Origin of the sequence: Acinetobacter sp. KB005 (assembly GCF_049949095.1) — a bacterium.
Classification (GTDB): Bacteria; Pseudomonadota; Gammaproteobacteria; order Pseudomonadales; family Moraxellaceae; genus Acinetobacter; species Acinetobacter calcoaceticus.
Map to the genome: position 1 here is coordinate 2,383,226 of NZ_CP188191.1, position 17,985 is coordinate 2,401,210.

Below are 17,985 nucleotides of genomic sequence, written 5' to 3' on the forward strand. Positions count from 1 at the left end.
TACTTATATTCATCCTAAATTCATTGTAGTCATGACAGTTTTATAAAGGTAAGGATATGCCCCAGTACTTAAGAATAGCTGAGAAAATATATCAAAATGTTAAAGAAAAAAAAGGCTTTACAGATGATCATATGGAAGATCTTAACAATTTGATGATTGAACTCAGACATGAGCTGAAGGGGACAAAGCTTAAGCTTTTATATAATTATATTGATTTTGCTGAATTACTGATTAAACCTCTACAGGAATCTAAAATTAAATTGGATTTAAGTATTATTCCGCAGAGTAAGAATACCCAAGAATTTGTATTGTGGCTTGCGAGTTTTATTGAGCGGATTACCACTGGCGGACAAGAAAAATTACCGCCAATCCGAGCTAAGGTTACTTTATCTTCATATGATTACGAAGAAAATTATCGTTCAGTGCAACATCCAGTAAATAACGGGGAAGAAATTATTGAATATTTTAAGAAAAAAGATAATTAAATAAGATGCTATAAAAAGAGCTTATTTCCAAGGGCCAATAGGAAATAAGCTCATATTTTTAAATTAATAAATAGAAGATACTACATTACAAATACTATCTATCGTTCCATGCGTCTTTAATTGCCTGTTTAGCATGTTCCCATTTTAAGCGGGATTCAGCTTTCAGCTCTTCCCATTTTTTTTGAAGGCTACCTTCGACATCTTCAAATTGAGCACCTTCTTTAGATTCGGTACGGGCACGATGACCTAATTCATAGGCTGTCGAGAAATCTCGATCATAATCTAGATCTGGAGTAGTAAGTTGAGCTTCTTGATAATAAGGACGAGTAACGTAACTTTCGCGCCAATAGGTATCAGAATAGTTATGGTCGCCGGCTGGCAGTCGTGCGTGATCGCTATTTTGATCTGTCATCAGTTTTTCCTCATCTATTATTAAATTTTATGCTTATATTGAATTTAGGAAGGTGAAGGCACCTTCCTAAATAAAATGAATGACCGCATCAAATGACAATTAAATCGGCAATGAATTAACGTTGCTGATTATTGTTATTTGAGTTTTGTTGACTTGGATCTTTTTGATTAGAGCCTGGTTGTGGGCGGCGGTTGTCATTTTGCTGTTGTTGCTGTTGATCTTTTTGCTGTTGATTGCCATTTGGCTGTTGCTGTTGCTGTTGCTGTTGCTGTTGTTGCTGATTATTAGGTTGATTGCTTTGATTATTAGTAGTGCTCATCTTTAATTACCTCATATCATTTATAATGTGTGTTTTATCTGAGAGCTTCAGATAGGTTCATTTAAACATGAAAATTTTAAATGTGTAGCCTAAGGGTGTTACCCTATATTTAACTGTAACTTTGGAAACTAACTAAAACCTTGTTTTTTATATAATGAGGATTTTATTGATAAACATAATTAATATGAAGATGGATAAAATTACATTTAAGTACATTGGTGTTAAAGAAACACAATGATCATTTCTAAATATGTATTTGTTATTTTTTATTAGTGAGGTTCTATTTTTTATTATCTAATATTGTGAATTCTATATCTTGAGTAATGTAATAAACAAGTTGTCTAAGTTTAAAATAAGGAAAACCCTTAAATATACGACGGAAATTATAAAAATTATTTTTATAAAAATAGAATAAAAGAAGGTACCTACCGGTTTTTCTTTTGTTTCTGATCCACCTTTTTTTAATAATCCCGTGCAAGCCACATAAAGATCTGCCTTTATAAGGTCTTTACCTTTTTTGATCATCTCTACAGTGACTTGCATGGATTCAGGTGTATATTTTTCAATAAGTTGCGAAGAAATATGAAGGGTATTTTCTTTAACCCGTAAGTCATAGCTGACTAAGCTTCCAATAAGTATGTCGCCGGAATAGGGGCTTAAAGAAAAGCGGTAAGCTAAATAGCCCGCAGAAGCACTCTCAAAAAATGCAATTTTAACTTTTTCTTGTGCTAATAATTTACAGCATGAATTAAACATTTTTTTCTCCTTTCAATTGTTTTTAAATTAGTTATAAAATTATTTTTAATTACTTTATGTTAATTTTTTAATCTTTATAATTTTAAAGGTAACTTAATGTAATAAAAATTTAAAATTTATATATTTTTTATAGAAACAGGGAGTTAAATTATTCTAAAGATGAGAATGTAATTTTGTGTGAGAAGTTATGTTTTTGAATTTTAAAGATTTATAGAAAAACAATTATTTTTAATAACGCAATATAACAAAGCGATACTGGGATTATAATTTGATTAAAGTATGGTAGTTTATATCTCACAAAAGGAGAATGGAAATGCCTGTTGTAGTGAAAGAAAGATTATTAGACCTATTGCAAGATAATCAACAGAACTATTACGAATTATTTGTTTTTTTCCTTGATCCTGATATTTCTAGTTTTGAAAAAGAAAAGAAAGCAAGAGATTTTCTAACTAAAGAAATAGATAAAATAGATCAAAATGAAATTGATTTCCCTTCACATATAAATATGGTTAAAGCATGGTGTGAGAACAATAATAAAGAAAATTGTGAGGTATTTCAGTCTTATTTAAACCGCAGACAAAGCGGAGGTGAGAGAGAGTACTTTAATAATGTCGGTCAGGCGTTTGAATTTTTAATTAAAGTTTCTCCAACCAAAAAAGTAGATGGTGCATGGCTATATAGTTGTGTTCACTATTGGAATGACCCAGTTTTCCATGATCTTATTATTACCTATTTGGAAGAGCTTGGGTTAGGTGAGCCTAAGGCAAATCATGTATGTATTTATGACGACTTGCTACGTAGTTTGGGACTCGATAGCTTTGAGCTGCTTTTAGCAGATGAATATTACCATAATGCTGTGATTCAGTTGGCGCTTGGTTATGCTCCACCTGAGTTTATTCCAGAGATTGTGGGCTTTAATTTAGGCTATGAGCAACTGCCACTTCATCTACTTATTAGCAATTATGAGCTTGCAGAGCTTGGCATCGATTCTAAGTACTTCAATCTGCACATTACCATTGATAACATTGATAATGGACATGCAAATAAAGCGATTAAAGTTATAGAAAATATTTATGATAAATATAGAGATAAAGAACTTTTTCTGAGTAAATTAAAACGTGGTTTTGCACTAAACAATCATGGCGTAGGCTCTTCTAGTATTATAAAAAATTTAAATCTTGAAGATTTTGTTCTTAAAATTTTAAAGAGAAAGGCATTGGTTGGGCAGTTAATTCATAACGAAACTAGAGATTTCGGGTGCAAAACGATTAATCAATGGTTATCTAACCCAGACGATGTTGAGGGGCTGGTATCTCATTTAATTGAAAATAAGTGGATTAAATTTAATGCTGACCCTGAACAGAGTGTTTTCTGGAGATTAATTAATGATGAGAATGGAAAAATGTATGGGGTATTTAACCCTGTAGAGCGTCAGATCATTCATGACTGGATTGCGGGCAATGATCATTCTTCTAATTTCTTGGCATATAGCAGAGCATTAAATACTAGCCAGCGTATTCAAGATTATTTATTTAGCTATATCTCTGATGGCGAGCTTGATGCATTGCAAGAGCGTGTGCAGAAATCACATGATCTTGCCATAAAAATATGCAAGCTGACTCCGTTTCTGGGGCCAGATTCACATCATAAAAGTATTGGACTTTGGAGCACACGTAAATATGTTGAACTCCTTTTCCCATATTTAAATTCTTTTAACAAAAACTAGTTCTTTAATTCCCAAGGTTTAATTTTAAAACATAGGTAATAAACATGACTGATAACGTTAAATTAACAAATAAAACAAGTGAAATGGCTGGTGCTGATGAGGCAAACAAAGCCAATACCACTCAAAAAACTGAACAGTTAGATACAGTAAGAGATGATGCTACAAATCAGGCTTTAACCACCAATCAGGGGGTTAAAATTGCTGATAACCAAAATAGTTTAAAAGCAGGAACGCGCGGATCAACATTATTAGAAGATTTTATCTTACGAGAAAAGATTACCCATTTTGACCATGAACGAATTCCAGAGCGTATTGTGCATGCTCGTGGCGTAGGAGCTCATGGTTATTTTCAGGCTTATGAAGGTAATGAGCGTCTAACGAAAGCGGGTTTTTTGACGGATCCATCTATTCAAACTCCAATTTTTGTACGTTTCTCGACTGTACAAGGGCCACGTGGTTCAGCTGACACCGTCCGTGATATTCGTGGATTTGCTATTAAGTTTTATACACAAGAAGGCAACTTCGATTTGGTCGGCAATAATGCTCCGGTTTTCTTTGTGCAAGATGGTATTAAGTTCCCTGACTTTGTACATGCGGTAAAACCTGAACCAGATACTGAAATGCCTACTGGAGCGAGTGCGCATGATACATTTTGGGACTTTGTGTCTTTAGTACCAGAGTCCGCGCATGCCGTGATTTGGGCGATGTCTGATCGGGCTATTCCTCGTAATTTACGTTCAATTCAAGGCTTTGGTGTGCATACCTTCCGTTTAATTAATGCTGAAGGTAAAGCTCATTTTGTTAAGTTTCACTGGACCCCTAAACAAGGCTTAAGCGCTCTGGTTTGGGATGAGGCACAAAAACTTGCAGGTAAAGATCCTGATTTCCATCGTCGAGATCTTTACGAAGCCATTGAGAAAGGCGTGTATCCTGAATGGGAATTAGGGGTGCAAATTGTTGCAGAAGAAGATGAAATGAAGTTCGATTTCGACTTACTTGACCCAACAAAAATTATTCCTGAAGAATTAGTTCCTGTCACACCTATTGGTCGTTTTGTTTTAAATCGAAATGTTGATAATTTCTTTGCTGAAACAGAGCAGGTTGCTTTCTGTCCGGGGCATATTGTACCGGGTATTGATTTTACAAATGATCCCTTATTACAGGCACGACTATTTTCATATACGGATACACAGTTAAGTCGTTTAGGCGGACCGAATTTCCATCAAATACCAATTAATAAACCTGTATGCCCATTCCATAATAATCAACGCGATGGTATTCATCAGCATACTATTCATAAAGGGCAAGCTTCTTATCAACCAAATTCAATTGATGGGAACTGGCCGGTTGAAACACCTCCAGCGGCAGAAAATGGTGGATTTGAAAGTTACTATGAGAGAGTGAGTGGTCAAAAGATTCGTGAAAGAAGTGAATCTTTTTCCGATCATTTTTCTCAGCCGCGTCTTTACTACAAGAGCCTTGCACCTCATGAGCAAAAACATGTGGTCGATGCGTATACCTTTGAGCTCAGTAAGGTAAAAAGAAAACATATTCGTGAACGTCAGGTCCAACAAATTTTGGCGAATATCGACCTTGATTTAGCCCGTCAAGTGGGAGCAAATCTAGGAATAGAAGTACCTGATCTTAGCCTCGATTTTAAACCTCAATCCGTTGAAAAATCGGCTAAGTTATCCATGCTTGCTTTCCCGCCAACCGATATTCAAGGCCGAAAAATAGCCGTACTTATCCATAATCTGGTGAAGTCTGATGCATTAGAAACCATTAAAAACTGGGCAATTAAGGAAGGGGCTGTTGTTCATTTATTAGCACCGAGTCTAGCACCAGTTAAAGATCATCAAGACAAAATTATTGCAGCTGATGGCATGCAAATGGCAGAACCATCAATTGCTTATGATGCAGTCATCATTCCTGATGGCGATAATTTAAATGCGGTGATACAAGATGGTGTAACTCGTCATTACGTATTAGAAGCCTATAAACATTTAAAACCAGTCGTCTTTTTAGGTAATAAATCTGACCTACTTGAACCACTTAATTTGGTTGCAGATGAAGGAACACTAATAGAAGGTGAATTTAAGCATATTTCAGAGAAACTTAAAAACTTGCTTAAAGCTCATCGCGTTTGGTCGCGAGAGAAAATAGCTCAGCACGTTCCGGCTTAAAGTAAAAGCCCTGAAGGTTGTTAACTTTCAGGGCTTTTTTATGCAAATATTTTCTATCTTTTAACCATTCACAATTTGACCGCCGTTTACATGAATAACCTGACCTGTAATGTAGCTTGCATCATCTGAAGCAAGGAAAAGATAGGCAGGGGCGACTTCACTTGGTTGACCCATTCTTCCCATCGGTGTGTCTTTACCAAACTTCTCGACAGTTTCAGCATCAAAACTACTTGGAATTAAAGGTGTCCAGATTGGACCCGGTGCAACCCCATTTACGCGAATACCCTTTTTCTGTTTCATTAAATTGTTTGATAGGCTACGTGTAAAAGAAGTAATCGCGCCTTTAGTACTTGCATAATCAATGAGTTCATCATGCCCTTGATAGCTAGTAATACTGGTTGTATTAATAATGCTATCTCCCTCTTGCATATAAGGAATAGCTTCTTTTGTTAAGTAAAACATTGCGAAAATATTGGTTTTAAATGTTTTTTCTAATTGTTCATTGCTAATGTCTACAATATCTTTTTGCTGATATTGAACACCTGCATTATTGACCAAAATATTAATCTTGCCAAAATGTTTTAACACCTCATCAATTTCTTGTTTTGCAATGTCTGGATCTGAAATATCGCCTTTCAGTAAAAGACAACGTTGGCCTTCTTTTTCAATAAGTTCTTTAGTGATTTGGGCATCTTGTTCTTCTTCAAGATAAAGTATGGCAATATCCGCACCTTCTCGAGCAAATAATACAGCCACGGACCGACCAATACCGCTATCACCACCGCTGATTACGGCAACTTTACCTTGTAACTTATCGCTACCTTTATGTGATGCTTTTATGACTTCTGGTTCTGGATGCATTTTTTCCTGATCACCAGGTTGATGAGATTGGACTTGTGCAGGGGCGGAGGTTGGATACTGATTTGTTGAATTTCCCATGTTTCAAATACCTCTGTTTAAAATCTAGTTTTACTATTCCTATAATGCTTAATTCCCACGTGAATATGAGTAAGTTGTCTTTTTTAAAAGGTTGCCTTTGTTATTTTATATATAGAGATGTAAAAAAATATTTATTATCTAAATATTAGGTAATCTCTAATATTTTAACTTTGTTTTTATCAACCATACTTTCAATAATAGATCTATGACCTGTATCATTTAACCAGTTCTCTATAGGTAAATTTTTAGATAAATCTAATATTTTCTTTATAATTATTTTTGCTGATTCTATCGCTTCTAAATTTTTATTTTCTTTATTTAAGTAGTTGTCACTCATTAATTTTTCTTCTTCTTTAATCTTTTTTGATTTAATTACATATACATCTCTTTGAAAGGGATGGCTTGCGTAAGGCGGTTCTATTCTATAACTCCATTCCTGATCAAAGCTCTGCCATGTGTTATCAATATTAATATGGCCTAGTAGAATTTCAGGAATTGAAATATGAATGTATTGGGGAGTTGGCTTTTGATTTTTGAATGGCATGATTTCTTCTCATCATCAAATATCTTAAATTAATTTTTAAACATGAAAGATTATTGTACAAGTAAATATTTTTTTGAAATGTAATAATATATGTTATTGTTTTTTATTAAAATTAAATGTTTTACAACTGTTTATTTAATTAACCCATTGTTTTGGTTTTTTACGATTTTGTTTATATTGAAAGTTTTTGTTATCTAGAGGGATATATAATATATATTTGTAAAAATATATTGTAGTGTTTGTTTGAGTAATAATAAGTATGCTGATTATTTAAAAAGTAAAAATAATAAAAATTAAAATCTTTAAATTTTTGTGTAAGTAATAAATTTATAAGGTTTTTAACTATTTTATTTTATATACATTTAAAAAGATTGATACATAGCATAGATAGGAAAATATTATAGATCTTTTATCTTTATTTAGTCCGTTAAATAAAAGCGGTAGTGACTATAATTAAATATAGGAAGATGTAACTATGGCTAATACAAGATATGAAGATCAAGATAATAACAGCACAGGTACTTCAAATCGTGGATTTGCAAGTATGGATCCTGAAAGAGTTAGAGAAATAGCCAGTAAAGGTGGACGAGCTGCGCATGCAAGCGGTAATGCGCATGAATTTACCTCTGAAGAAGCTCGTGAAGCTGGCCGAGCAGCACATGCAAGTGGAAATGCTCACGAATTTACCTCTGAAGAGGCTCGTGAAGCTGGTGCTTTAAGTCATAAAAATAGTGACCGTAACGGTCGAAGCCGCAGTCGTGATGATGACGACGATGACGATGATCGCGGCCGTTCAAGTGGTCGAGGTCGAGGTCGCAGCCGTGATGATGACGACGATGACGATGATCGCGGCCGTTCAAGTGGTCGAGGTCGAGGCCGCAGTCGTGATGACGACGATGATGACGATCGTGGCCGTTCAGGTGGTCGAGGACGTGGCCGCAGCCGTGATGATGACGACGATGACGATGATGATCGCGGCCGTTCAAGTGGTCGAGGCCGCAACCGTGATGATGACGACGATGATGATCGTGGCCGCTCAGGTGGCCGAGGTCGTAGCCGCAGCCGTGATGACGATGATGATGACGATGATCGCGGCCGTTCAAGTGGTCGAGGCCGAGGTCGCAGTCGTGATGATGACGACGATGATGATCGTGGCCGCTCAGGTGGCCGAGGTCGTAGCCACAGCCGAGATGACGATGATGATGACGATGATCGCGGCCGTTCAAGTGGCCGAGGTCGTGGCCGCAGCCGTGATGACGATGATGGTGACGATCGCAGCCGTTCAAGTGGCCGAGGTCGTAGCCGCAGCCGAGATGACGACGATGATGATGATCGTGGCCGCTCAGGTGGCCGAGGTCGTAGCCGTGATGACGACGATGATGACGATCGTGGCCGTTCAGGTGGTCGAGGACGTGGCCGCAGCCGAGATGACGACGATGATGATCGCGGAGGCCGCTCAGGTGGTCGAGGTCATGGCCGCAGTCGTGATGACGATGATGATGACGATCGCGGCCGTTCAAGTGGCCGAGGACGTGGTCGCAGCCGAGATGACGATGATGACGATCGCGGCCGTTCAAGTGGCCGAGGTCGTAGCCGCAGCCGAGATGACGACGATGATGATGATCGTGGCCGTCCAAGTGGTCGAGGCCGAGGTCGCAGTCGTGATGACGATGATGATGACGATCGTGGCCGTTCAAGTGGCCGAGGTCGTGATCGCAGTCGTGATGACGATGATTATGATGGTCGAAGACAAAATTCACGAAATCAGAAACGCGATGCCTCTGGACGGTTTACGTCTTAAGCATAGTGCTTTAAAAACAAAGGAGGCTTTTGCCTCCTTTGTTTTTAAATTTATTTACTTTACTGTGGGAGTGGTTGTAGCCCTTTTACAATATCAAGATATTCAGAGCCATTTAACCAAAAAGATTTTTTTAAAAATAGGGTGGTCATAATACTTTCTGCTGCTTCACTTTCCGGATTTTCACAGAAAATTCCATAGCTTTCGCCTAATACCGCATCATTTTCAATGAGGCGGATATAGTAAGCATGTTGCTCATTTGCATAACCTAAAACTGCATCACGTTGATTTTTCATTTCGCATGTCTCCATACCAAAAAACTGAATTTAACCAGAATGTTAAATGTTCAGAATCTCATTTGATAAAAATCATAAAACAGTCAGTAATCAGGACTATCCCATAATAGGTTTTGATTTTCTTCAAATTGCCATTTTGATTTAAACATCCCTGTTAAAAGCAAAATGGATTAAAATCTGATCATGGGATTTATTGTTATGCAAAAAAAATATTTCGTCAACTTGAAAATGTAACTTTTTCAAGTTACATTGTCTGTGTAGGATTTGAACGGTGAAATGGAGGCGAGATGTCAAAGAAAAACGAGTTTGAGCATGGCGGTGCCCGTGAAAATGCTGGTCGTAAAGCACAGTTCAATGAACCCACAAAAGTGATTCGTGTTCCAGAATCTCAAGTGAACTTTATCAAAAATTGGTTACTGAATAATGTCAAAACCGACAACCGGACAGATTTTAGCTCAAAATTGAAGGTTCAACAGGTCCATGCAAATAACGATAAAATTTACCATATTCCTTTAGCTACTGAACGTGTTGCTGCGGGTTTTCCGTCGCCAGCGCAAGATGATATTGAGCAAGCACTCGATTTAAATGAATATTTAATTAGAAATGAAAATGCCACGTTTATTGTCAAAGCAAATTCTTTATCAATGTTAGACGCTGGAATTGATATTGACGATCCGCTTATTGTGGACCGTAGTCTTCCCGCTAAATCTGGTGATATTGTAATTGCGCTCATTGACAATGATTTTACCGTTAAACGCTTAATGATCGATAATAATTACCACCCACCTAAAATTTGGCTAAAAGCAGAAAACTCTGATTATCAAAATATTTATATTGAAGAGGGGCAAGAACTGGTCATTTGGGGAGTCGTGACTTATAACCTTAAACGAATGAGATAAGGCGTTGCTTTCATATTTTATGGTTTTAGTTACTGATCCGAAATAGGGACCAGTAACTCTAAGCTAAGTAATTTTTTAAATTTGCCCAATCAATAAACATGTGGCGATGATTACCATAAGACCACCTGAAAACCGTCCTACTAAGCGTGCTGCCTGTGGTCTGCTTTTTAGAATAGCTTGTGAACCGTAACCTACCATTAAGTAAATAATCGCGCAGCTAATCATGTGGACAACACCGAAAGCAACAATTTGCGTAGTCACCGTCCATGATGCAGTGGTGTCAATAAATTGAGGAAGCAAGGCTAAAAAGAGTAGAAAAACTTTCGGGTTTAAGCCACTCACATAAACGCCTTTTGTTGCCCAGCTCAACCATGATTGCGCTTTTTCAGACTCAGACTGATTTGGAGTAGGAGGGGTAAGTAATAAATTTATTCCCATCCATAATAAATAAGCAGAACCCGCAACAGTAAGAATCATCAGAGCCTTCGGGTTATTTGCTACAAGCAGACCAACACCAGCCGCTACCAATAAAATCGTAATAAAGTGCCCAAATAGCATACCTGCAACGGCAGGTACGACGACTTTGCCTTTAATTCCTGCTGAGATGGCATAGGCCCAGTCTGCCCCTGGAGTAATAATAAAAAGAATGGAGACACTCCAAAATGCGATAAAAATGTTAAAAGCCATATGCTTATCTCGGCAAACTATTTTTCAAAGGTTTCGTTCGTGGTTTAGAAAAAATTCCTATTCATTCGAACTTGTTGAAAATAATATGCTCATGTATTTAGAATGTGCTTTTAAATGTTTGCTCATATCACACTCATTTGGGGTAAATTTTTCTAAATGGATCGCACAGATAAAAAGATTCTTGCTGAATTGCAGTTAAATGGCCGATTATCTATTACTGAATTGGCAGAAAAAGTAGGCTTAAGCATTTCACCATGTCATCGACGAGTGAAGGCTTTAGAGGAGTCAGGAGCCATCAAAGGCTATCGGGCAGAACTCGACCCGAATTTAGTGGGATTTGAGTTTTCAGCGATTGTTTTTATTACGCTTAAAGAAGGTGATAAGCAGGCAGTCGAGAAGTTTGAAAATGCCGTGATTGATATTCCGCAAATCATTCAGGCCCAGCGCTTATTTGGTGAGCCAGATTATTTACTGCATGTGGTGGCTAAAGATTTACCAGCTTTTCAGCGTTTGTACGATGAAAAGTTATCGGCTATTCCGAGTGTACAGCGGCTCATCTCAACCATTGTGATGAAAGATGTCGTGCCTGAACGTTTATTTCCGATTGGCTAAAATCTTTAGGGATAAAAAAAGAAGCTTTAAAAAGCTTCTTTTTTAGTCTTAAGGATATTTAGGTATCTAGTGTTTTACACAAAGAACAGATGGTGCCGTTATGTTTATGAGAGAACATAATATCTGGACGCTCGTAACCTTCTTCACATACACGGCAGTGGTAAACTGTTGCAACTGGTGTACCTTCAGCGTCAAAACGTGGTTCTTTAATGCCGTCATCATGTGACTTGATGTAGTATTTTCCTTTGGTTAATAAACCCATGATTGGTGTTAATACAAAGGCAAGTACAAGCGCGATAAGCGGTGAGTAAGGAGCCAAGAAGCTACCAAGTAATCCGAAGAATGCGGCAATCGATAAGCCTGCTGACACAAGGAATGCAACCATACCGACAGGATTTACGTTGTATAGCATGTCACGACGATATTCTGGTTCTTTTGGTGAAAGCTTTAAAACATATTTATTAATTGAAATATCTGTTGCAACGACCACAACCCACGCAATCGCAAAGTTTGAATAGAACCCTAAGATTTTACCGAGTACTGCAAACATGTTGCCTTCCATTAAGGCAAGGGCAATTGCCAAGTTCACCATTACAAAGACAATACGACCCGGATAATGCTTGCTAATACGAGTGTAGGCGCTTGTCCAAGCAAGGGAACCAGAGTAAGCATTGGTCACGTTAATTTTAATTTGAGAAATGACCACCAAAATAACCGCAAGTGTTAGAGCAGCCCAGCCCGGAAGCATGTCATGAAACGCTGCATTAAATTGTTGAACAGGTTCAGTACTGTTTACACCCGGTAATTTTGTTAATAAGTAGAAACCTAAAAATGCCCCAATAATTTGTTTGATTGCCCCTAAAATTACCCAACCCGGACCTGCTGAAATTACGGCTGCCCACCATGCTTTGCTATTTTCTTTTGTTTTAGCGGGCATGAAGCGCAAGTAGTCAATTTGCTCACCAATTTGCATAATCAAAGATAGGCATATACCAGCACCTAACATGATCGCGGCCATATCTACAGTCGCAAAACCCTCTTTACCTGTAAAAGTAGCAAACTGGCTGACTAAGGTTGGTTCTTGGTAAATCAGGTAGGCCACAGGACCAATCATCAGAATGAGCCAAAGCGGAGTTGTCCATACTTGTAATTTACTCAAGGCTTTCATGCCGTAAATCACCAGCGGAATCACCATAACGGTCGAGATGAGGTAGCCTGCCCAAAGCGGAATACCTAAACCGAGTAATAATCCTTGCGCCATGATTGAACCTTCAAGGGCAAAGAAAATAAATGTGAAACTGGCGAAAATGATACTGGTGAGGACTGATCCGATGTAACCGAAACCTGCGCCGCGGGTAATCAAGTCGAGGTCGATGTTATAACGTGCTGCATAGTAGGCAAGAGGAATACCAGTTAAAAAGATAATAATTGCTGCAAATAAAATGGAGAAAACCGCATTGGTTGTTCCATAAGACATACCAATACTGGCGCCAATAGAAAAGTCAGCAAGATAGGCAATACCACCAAGTGCAGTAATAGCAACAACTTTGGGGCTCCAGCGCCGAAAGCTATGTGGAGCATAACGTAAAGTATAATCTTCTAAGGTTTCATTCACTGCTTTTTGTGAATCTGTACCTTGCACAGTGTCCAGATTTGGATGTTCAGATACACTCATAACATCAATCTCCCAATCATTTTCGGTCAATCAACACAAATATTGATCATTGTTTTTTGATGAATTTGAGTGTGTGATTTTTGATGAAAATTGAAAATACGTTATTTTGCGTATATGTGCGTATTCGAGAAAATCGCGATGATAATTGACTTTTGGCATAAGGATTGCTGGGTTTAATGCAGCCACAAGCCAAACATGAGTGTTATGCCAGATTCTTCACGCCCCCAACAAGCCCCACAACGTGTGATCAAAACACGCCGTGAATATAATATTTGGGTGGCAGATGAAAGTATCGAAGATTATGCGCTCCGCTATGCCCCCATCTCGGTACGTAAGTGGTCACCTTGGACAGTTACCAACACCGCAATTTCTACAGTTAGCTTTTTGGCTATGGAAGCCATTGGGGCGACCATGCTTTGGCAGTATGGCTTTAGCAATGCAGTATGGGCAGCAATTGTCGTATGTACCATCATATTTTTGACTAGTTGGCCGATTAGTTACTACGCCGCAAAATATAATGTAGATGTTGATCTGCTTACCCGTGGTGCAGGTTTCGGCTACATTGGCTCGACCATTACGTCTCTAATTTATGCCAGCTTTACCTTTATTCTGCTTGCCTTTGAAGCCGCCATTATGGCAATGGCACTTGAGCTTGCCTTAGGTATCCCGCAAGTTATTGGTTACTTAATTTCTGCATTGGTGATTTTGCCTTTAGTGGTCAAAGGTATTGGTTTTATTAATAAAGTTCAGGCAATCACTCAGCCAATCTGGCTCTTGTTGCTGTTGTTACCGTGGTTTTTTGTACTTTGGAAACAACCACAAATTTTAAGTAGTAGCCTGCATTTTGTTGGTGCGGTTTCAAACTCGACCGATTTCAATTTGTATTACTTTGGTGCGGCGTGCACTCTTATTTTTTCATTTGTGATCCAAATTGGTGAGCAAGCTGACTATTTACGTTTCTTACCGCAAAAAGAAAAGAACAGAACCGCATGGCGTTTTGCCGTTTTTCTAGGTGGCCCATCTTGGATTATTTTTGGATTTTTAAAAGTTTTGATGGGCATGCTGCTGATGGTGTTGGCTTTTCAGTTGTTTATTCCTGTCTCTGAACTAGATAATCCGACTTATTTGTATTGGGTCGCCTATCAACAATTTATTCCAAATCCTCAGCTAGCGTTAATATTGACTCTAGCACTGGTCTGTTTGGCGCAAATTAAAATTAATATGACTAATGCTTATGCTGGCTCATTGGCATGGTCAAACTTTTTTGCCCGTTTAACTCATAGCCATCCAGGGCGAATTGTCTGGCTTCTTTTTAACGTTTTTATTGCCATTGTTTTGATGGAAATGGGAATTAGCCATGCAGTTGAACGCATTTTGGGACTATATAGCAATATCGCTTTGGCATGGATTGGCGCCGTTGTTGCCGATTTAATTATATGTAAGCCTTTAGGTTTAAGCCCGAAGGGAATTGAATTTCGTCGTGCTTATTTATATGACATCAACCCCGTAGGTGTGGGTGCTTTACTGATTGCTTCAGTGTTATCGATGCTTAGTTATTTGGGCTTTTTCGGATTAATAGCGAAAGGCTTGGCGAGTTTTATTGCGCTGGGAAGTGCGATGTTATGTGTTCCTATCATTGCTTACCTAACTAAAGGCAAATATTACATTGCGCGCCAGCCTGAAAAATTTCAGGCAACTTCGGTTGCAAACTGTGTTGTATGTGAAAGGGACTATGAACTCGCTGATATGGCGGGTTGCCCAGCCTATAACGGTGCGATTTGTTCTCTATGCTGTTCACTCGAAGCACGCTGTCACGATTTGTGTAAACCCGATGGACGTTGGTCGGTGCAACTTAAAAAAGCTATCTGGCATTATTTACCAGAACGTTGGGCTAGTCGTTTAAATAGTCGGGTCAGTTTATATTTATTACTGACTTTAGGACTTTCTATTGTGTTGGCGGTGAGTTTAAGTCTGGTTTATATCCAAGAAAAAGCATATCTGGAAACGATTAATGCTGAAGGAGTTCCTCAGTTATTTACGCTGTTTGTCAAAATTTACACCATCTTATTTTTATTAATGAGCGTTGCAGCATGGTGGTTAGTCCTAAACGATGAAAGCCGCCGTAATGCTGAAATTGAGACACACCAACAAACAGCGTTATTGATTGATGAAATTGCTGCGCATGAAGTCACTTCAAAAGACCTGCAAGATGCCAGAATAGCAGCAGAGCGTGCAAATGACGCAAAAAGTCGTTATGTCATTGGAATTAGTCACGAGCTAAGAACACCTCTAAATAGTATTTTGGGCTATAGCCAATTGCTTCAAAAACAAGAGCAGCTTTCGGAACAGGGGAAAATGGCGCTTGGGGTAATTAGCCGTAGCGGGCAGCATTTAACTTCACTTATTGACGGTTTACTGGATTTAGCACGAATTGAGACAGGCAAAATTTCTTTAAATGTGGTGGATGTTCACTTCCCAAATTTTATAGAACAGATTATTCAAATGTTTCAGCCACAGTTTGAACAGAAGAATTTACAGTTTATTTATGAAATTGGAGATAACCTGCCGCACTATGTCCGTACCGACAAAAAGCGCTTAGAGCAGGTACTCATTAATTTACTGGGCAATGCTTTAAAATTTACGACGAGTGGCACAATTACTTTAAAAGTCGATTACCGCTTTCAAACGGCCTATTTTGAAATTAGAGATACAGGTTGTGGCATTGCAGAAGCGGATTTAGAGCGAATATTTAATCCGTTTGAACGAGGCAGTAATGTGGTTCAAGGCGGATTTACTGGAACAGGGCTAGGTCTGCCTATTGTAAAATTATTGGTCGATTTACTTGGCGGGCAGCTATCTGTGAGTAGCCAGCTCAATGAGGGTTCACAGTTTAAAATTAAGTTTTATTTGCCTTCAAAAGAGGTGGTTCATCCAATTTCTAATGTTTATTCTAACCAGATTACGGGCTATCAAGGCGAGCGAAAACGAATTTTGGTTGTCGATAATGAAGCGGTTGACCGCGGTTTAGTTGCTAATTTTCTAAAACCTTTGGGTTTCATTATTGAAGAAGCCGAGTCGGGCATTGATTGTTTAAGACGTGTTCCTATTTTTCAGCCTAACCTGATTTTAATGGATTTGAATATGCCCTTGATGGGCGGGTGGGAAACTGCGCGGTTATTACGTCAAAATAATATTACCAATGTGCCGATCTTAATTATTTCGGCCAATGCAGGTGAACGTGAGGTCAATCCACAAGATGCGGTGTTAAGTGAAGACTTTATGCTAAAACCAATCGACCTCAATTTGTTGCTGAGTAAAATTGGAGATAAGTTGGGGCTGGTGTGGGCTGATTCTAAGTCAACATTAACCGAAGAAAATAATGTGGTTCAAGCACTTCATGTAAAGACGTATAAGCAAGAAAAAGTCACTGTTTATACACCAACAAAACAACCAGAAAACAATGGACCACAAGATTTAACTCAAGCCTTGCAGCAACTAGATGACTTGATTGGACAAGGCTATATTCGAGGCATTCAACATGCTTTAACGCATTGTCGTCAAGATTTTCCGGAGCATGAAGAGTTATGGGAACAGCTTGAACTGGCTATTCAAAAGTTTGATTTAAAACACGCCCAACGATTAATTCAGGATAAGCAATGAGTACGCAACATGTTTCTTTTCAGCAAGCTTCAACAACTGAGCAGGCTGTTATTCTGATTGTGGATGATGTACCGGAAAATTTGGGCTTGTTGCATGAAAGTCTGGATCAGGCAGGGTATCGTGTACTTGTTACGACAGATGGATTAAGTGCAATTGAGATTGCACACCGATGCTTACCAGATATGATTTTACTCGATGGCAATATGCCACATATGGATGGTTTTGAAAGTTGCATACAGCTTAAAGCGAGTCCAATTACGCAGTTTATTCCCGTTATTTTTATGACAGGTTTATCTGAGACAGAGCATATTGTGCGTGGTTTTCAGGTCGGTGGGGTGGACTATGTAACCAAGCCTTTGAATATTGAAGAAGTATTAGCAAGAGTAAAAACACATTTGGCACATGCCAAACTATTGCAGCAACAAAAACAGGTCATTGATGCAACAGAAACAGCAATTCTTGCACTAGATGTTCAAGGTAAAATTGTTTGGAAAACCCAAAAAGCCAGTGATCTACTAAATCAATATTTGCCTGAAATTGATGGTTTTGAGGCAGGTTTAAAAGCTTGGTTTTCAGACTTAGAACATGAAAAAGACCCAAAAAAATTAACCAGCTGTTCTTATTCAACACCATCTCAGCAATTACAACTTTTATTACTCACGCCGTGGCAATCCGATACAAGTGTGGCGAAAAATTATCTGATACAGATCAAGACCTCTACGCCTGCATTAGACGTCGCTGACATTTTAAAATATTGCCCACAGTTGACTCAGCGTGAAGCAGAAGTCATGCACTGGTTATTGTTAGGGAAAACCAATAAAGATATTGCGGAAATTTTGGAGTTGAGCCCGCGGACGGTAAACAAACATTTAGAACATGTTTTTGAAAAGCTTTGTGTTGAAAATCGAACCGCGGCAGTGGCGCATATTAATAGTCTGGTGCAAGAGTTTCATTAAATAGATATAGAGGCCCGTGTTGAGCCTCTACCATCTGT

Annotated in this window: 15 protein-coding genes and 1 pseudogene; 8 read left to right on the plus strand and 8 right to left on the minus strand. The window is 38.4% G+C overall.

Annotation, left to right across the window (positions count from 1 at the left end; genetic code table 11):
• Positions 1-56: 56 nt before the first annotated feature.
• The gene (locus ACPF64_RS11425) at positions 57-485 is read left to right on the plus strand and encodes a hypothetical protein (RefSeq protein ID WP_045436251.1); all 429 of its coding nucleotides are present in this window, start codon (positions 57-59) and stop codon (positions 483-485) included.
• A gap of 94 nt (positions 486-579) precedes the next feature.
• Here ACPF64_RS11425 and ACPF64_RS11430 read toward each other — a convergent pair whose 3' ends face one another.
• From ACPF64_RS11430 to ACPF64_RS11440, 3 genes and pseudogenes are all read right to left on the minus strand, one after another.
• Positions 580-897 carry a hypothetical protein gene (locus ACPF64_RS11430; RefSeq protein WP_426453344.1) on the minus strand — a complete coding sequence of 106 codons (318 nt, stop codon included), beginning with the start codon at positions 895-897 and terminating at the stop codon, positions 580-582.
• Between the two features lie 115 nt (positions 898-1,012).
• Positions 1,013-1,216: a hypothetical protein gene (locus ACPF64_RS11435; RefSeq protein WP_426453346.1), complete on the minus strand. Its 204-nt coding sequence runs from the start codon at positions 1,214-1,216 to the stop codon at positions 1,013-1,015.
• A gap of 280 nt (positions 1,217-1,496) precedes the next feature.
• Positions 1,497-1,972: pseudogene (locus ACPF64_RS11440) on the minus strand (CinA family protein).
• 313 nt (positions 1,973-2,285) lie between these two features.
• On the opposite strand from ACPF64_RS11440, the gene ACPF64_RS11445 reads away from it, so the two are divergent.
• Together ACPF64_RS11445 and katE are read left to right on the plus strand one after the other, a co-directional pair.
• Positions 2,286-3,698 carry an iron-containing redox enzyme family protein gene (locus tag ACPF64_RS11445; RefSeq protein ID WP_426453348.1) on the plus strand — a complete coding sequence of 471 codons (1,413 nt, stop codon included), beginning with the start codon at positions 2,286-2,288 and terminating at the stop codon, positions 3,696-3,698.
• Positions 3,699-3,736: 38 nt separating this feature from the next.
• Entirely contained in the window at positions 3,737-5,881 is a 2,145-nt protein-coding gene (katE, locus tag ACPF64_RS11450; RefSeq protein ID WP_426456139.1) for a catalase HPII, read from the plus strand.
• A 60-nt stretch (positions 5,882-5,941) separates the two neighbouring features.
• Here katE and ACPF64_RS11455 read toward each other — a convergent pair whose 3' ends face one another.
• Positions 5,942-6,820, minus strand: coding sequence for an SDR family oxidoreductase (locus ACPF64_RS11455; protein ID WP_426453350.1), 879 nt, complete (start codon positions 6,818-6,820; stop codon positions 5,942-5,944).
• Positions 6,821-6,965: 145 nt separating this feature from the next.
• A complete protein-coding gene (locus tag ACPF64_RS11460) occupies positions 6,966-7,364 on the minus strand; it encodes a DUF6367 family protein (RefSeq protein WP_231763624.1) in 399 nt (132 codons plus the stop codon).
• A gap of 475 nt (positions 7,365-7,839) precedes the next feature.
• On the opposite strand from ACPF64_RS11460, the gene ACPF64_RS11465 reads away from it, so the two are divergent.
• A complete protein-coding gene (locus tag ACPF64_RS11465; RefSeq protein ID WP_426453353.1) occupies positions 7,840-9,165 on the plus strand; it encodes a KGG domain-containing protein in 1,326 nt (441 codons plus the stop codon).
• 59 nt (positions 9,166-9,224) lie between these two features.
• Here ACPF64_RS11465 and ACPF64_RS11470 read toward each other — a convergent pair whose 3' ends face one another.
• Complete coding sequence (locus ACPF64_RS11470; RefSeq protein ID WP_003651181.1) at positions 9,225-9,458, minus strand: hypothetical protein; 234 nt, start codon at positions 9,456-9,458, stop codon at positions 9,225-9,227.
• A gap of 287 nt (positions 9,459-9,745) precedes the next feature.
• Between ACPF64_RS11470 and ACPF64_RS11475 the strand changes: the two genes are divergently transcribed.
• Positions 9,746-10,357 carry a LexA family protein gene (locus ACPF64_RS11475; protein WP_005041445.1) on the plus strand — a complete coding sequence of 204 codons (612 nt, stop codon included), beginning with the start codon at positions 9,746-9,748 and terminating at the stop codon, positions 10,355-10,357.
• A 75-nt stretch (positions 10,358-10,432) separates the two neighbouring features.
• Here ACPF64_RS11475 and ACPF64_RS11480 read toward each other — a convergent pair whose 3' ends face one another.
• Positions 10,433-11,044, minus strand: a complete 612-nt coding sequence (locus ACPF64_RS11480; RefSeq protein WP_426453356.1) for a LysE family translocator — start codon at positions 11,042-11,044, stop codon at positions 10,433-10,435.
• A 156-nt stretch (positions 11,045-11,200) separates the two neighbouring features.
• Here ACPF64_RS11480 and ACPF64_RS11485 point away from each other — a divergent pair, with 156 nt between their 5' ends.
• A complete protein-coding gene (locus ACPF64_RS11485; RefSeq protein WP_000376211.1) occupies positions 11,201-11,656 on the plus strand; it encodes an Lrp/AsnC family transcriptional regulator in 456 nt (151 codons plus the stop codon).
• 58 nt (positions 11,657-11,714) lie between these two features.
• Here the strand turns inward: ACPF64_RS11485 and ACPF64_RS11490 are convergent, their stop codons facing one another.
• Positions 11,715-13,331: a purine-cytosine permease family protein gene (locus ACPF64_RS11490; protein WP_004642440.1), complete on the minus strand. Its 1,617-nt coding sequence runs from the start codon at positions 13,329-13,331 to the stop codon at positions 11,715-11,717.
• Between the two features lie 195 nt (positions 13,332-13,526).
• Here ACPF64_RS11490 and ACPF64_RS11495 point away from each other — a divergent pair, with 195 nt between their 5' ends.
• Positions 13,527-16,991: a hybrid sensor histidine kinase/response regulator gene (locus ACPF64_RS11495; protein ID WP_426453359.1), complete on the plus strand. Its 3,465-nt coding sequence runs from the start codon at positions 13,527-13,529 to the stop codon at positions 16,989-16,991.
• Entirely contained in the window at positions 16,988-17,947 is a 960-nt protein-coding gene (locus tag ACPF64_RS11500; RefSeq protein WP_270902274.1) for a response regulator transcription factor, read from the plus strand. Before ACPF64_RS11495 ends, ACPF64_RS11500 begins: the two co-directional genes overlap by 4 nt.
• Positions 17,948-17,985: the final 38 nt, after the last annotated feature.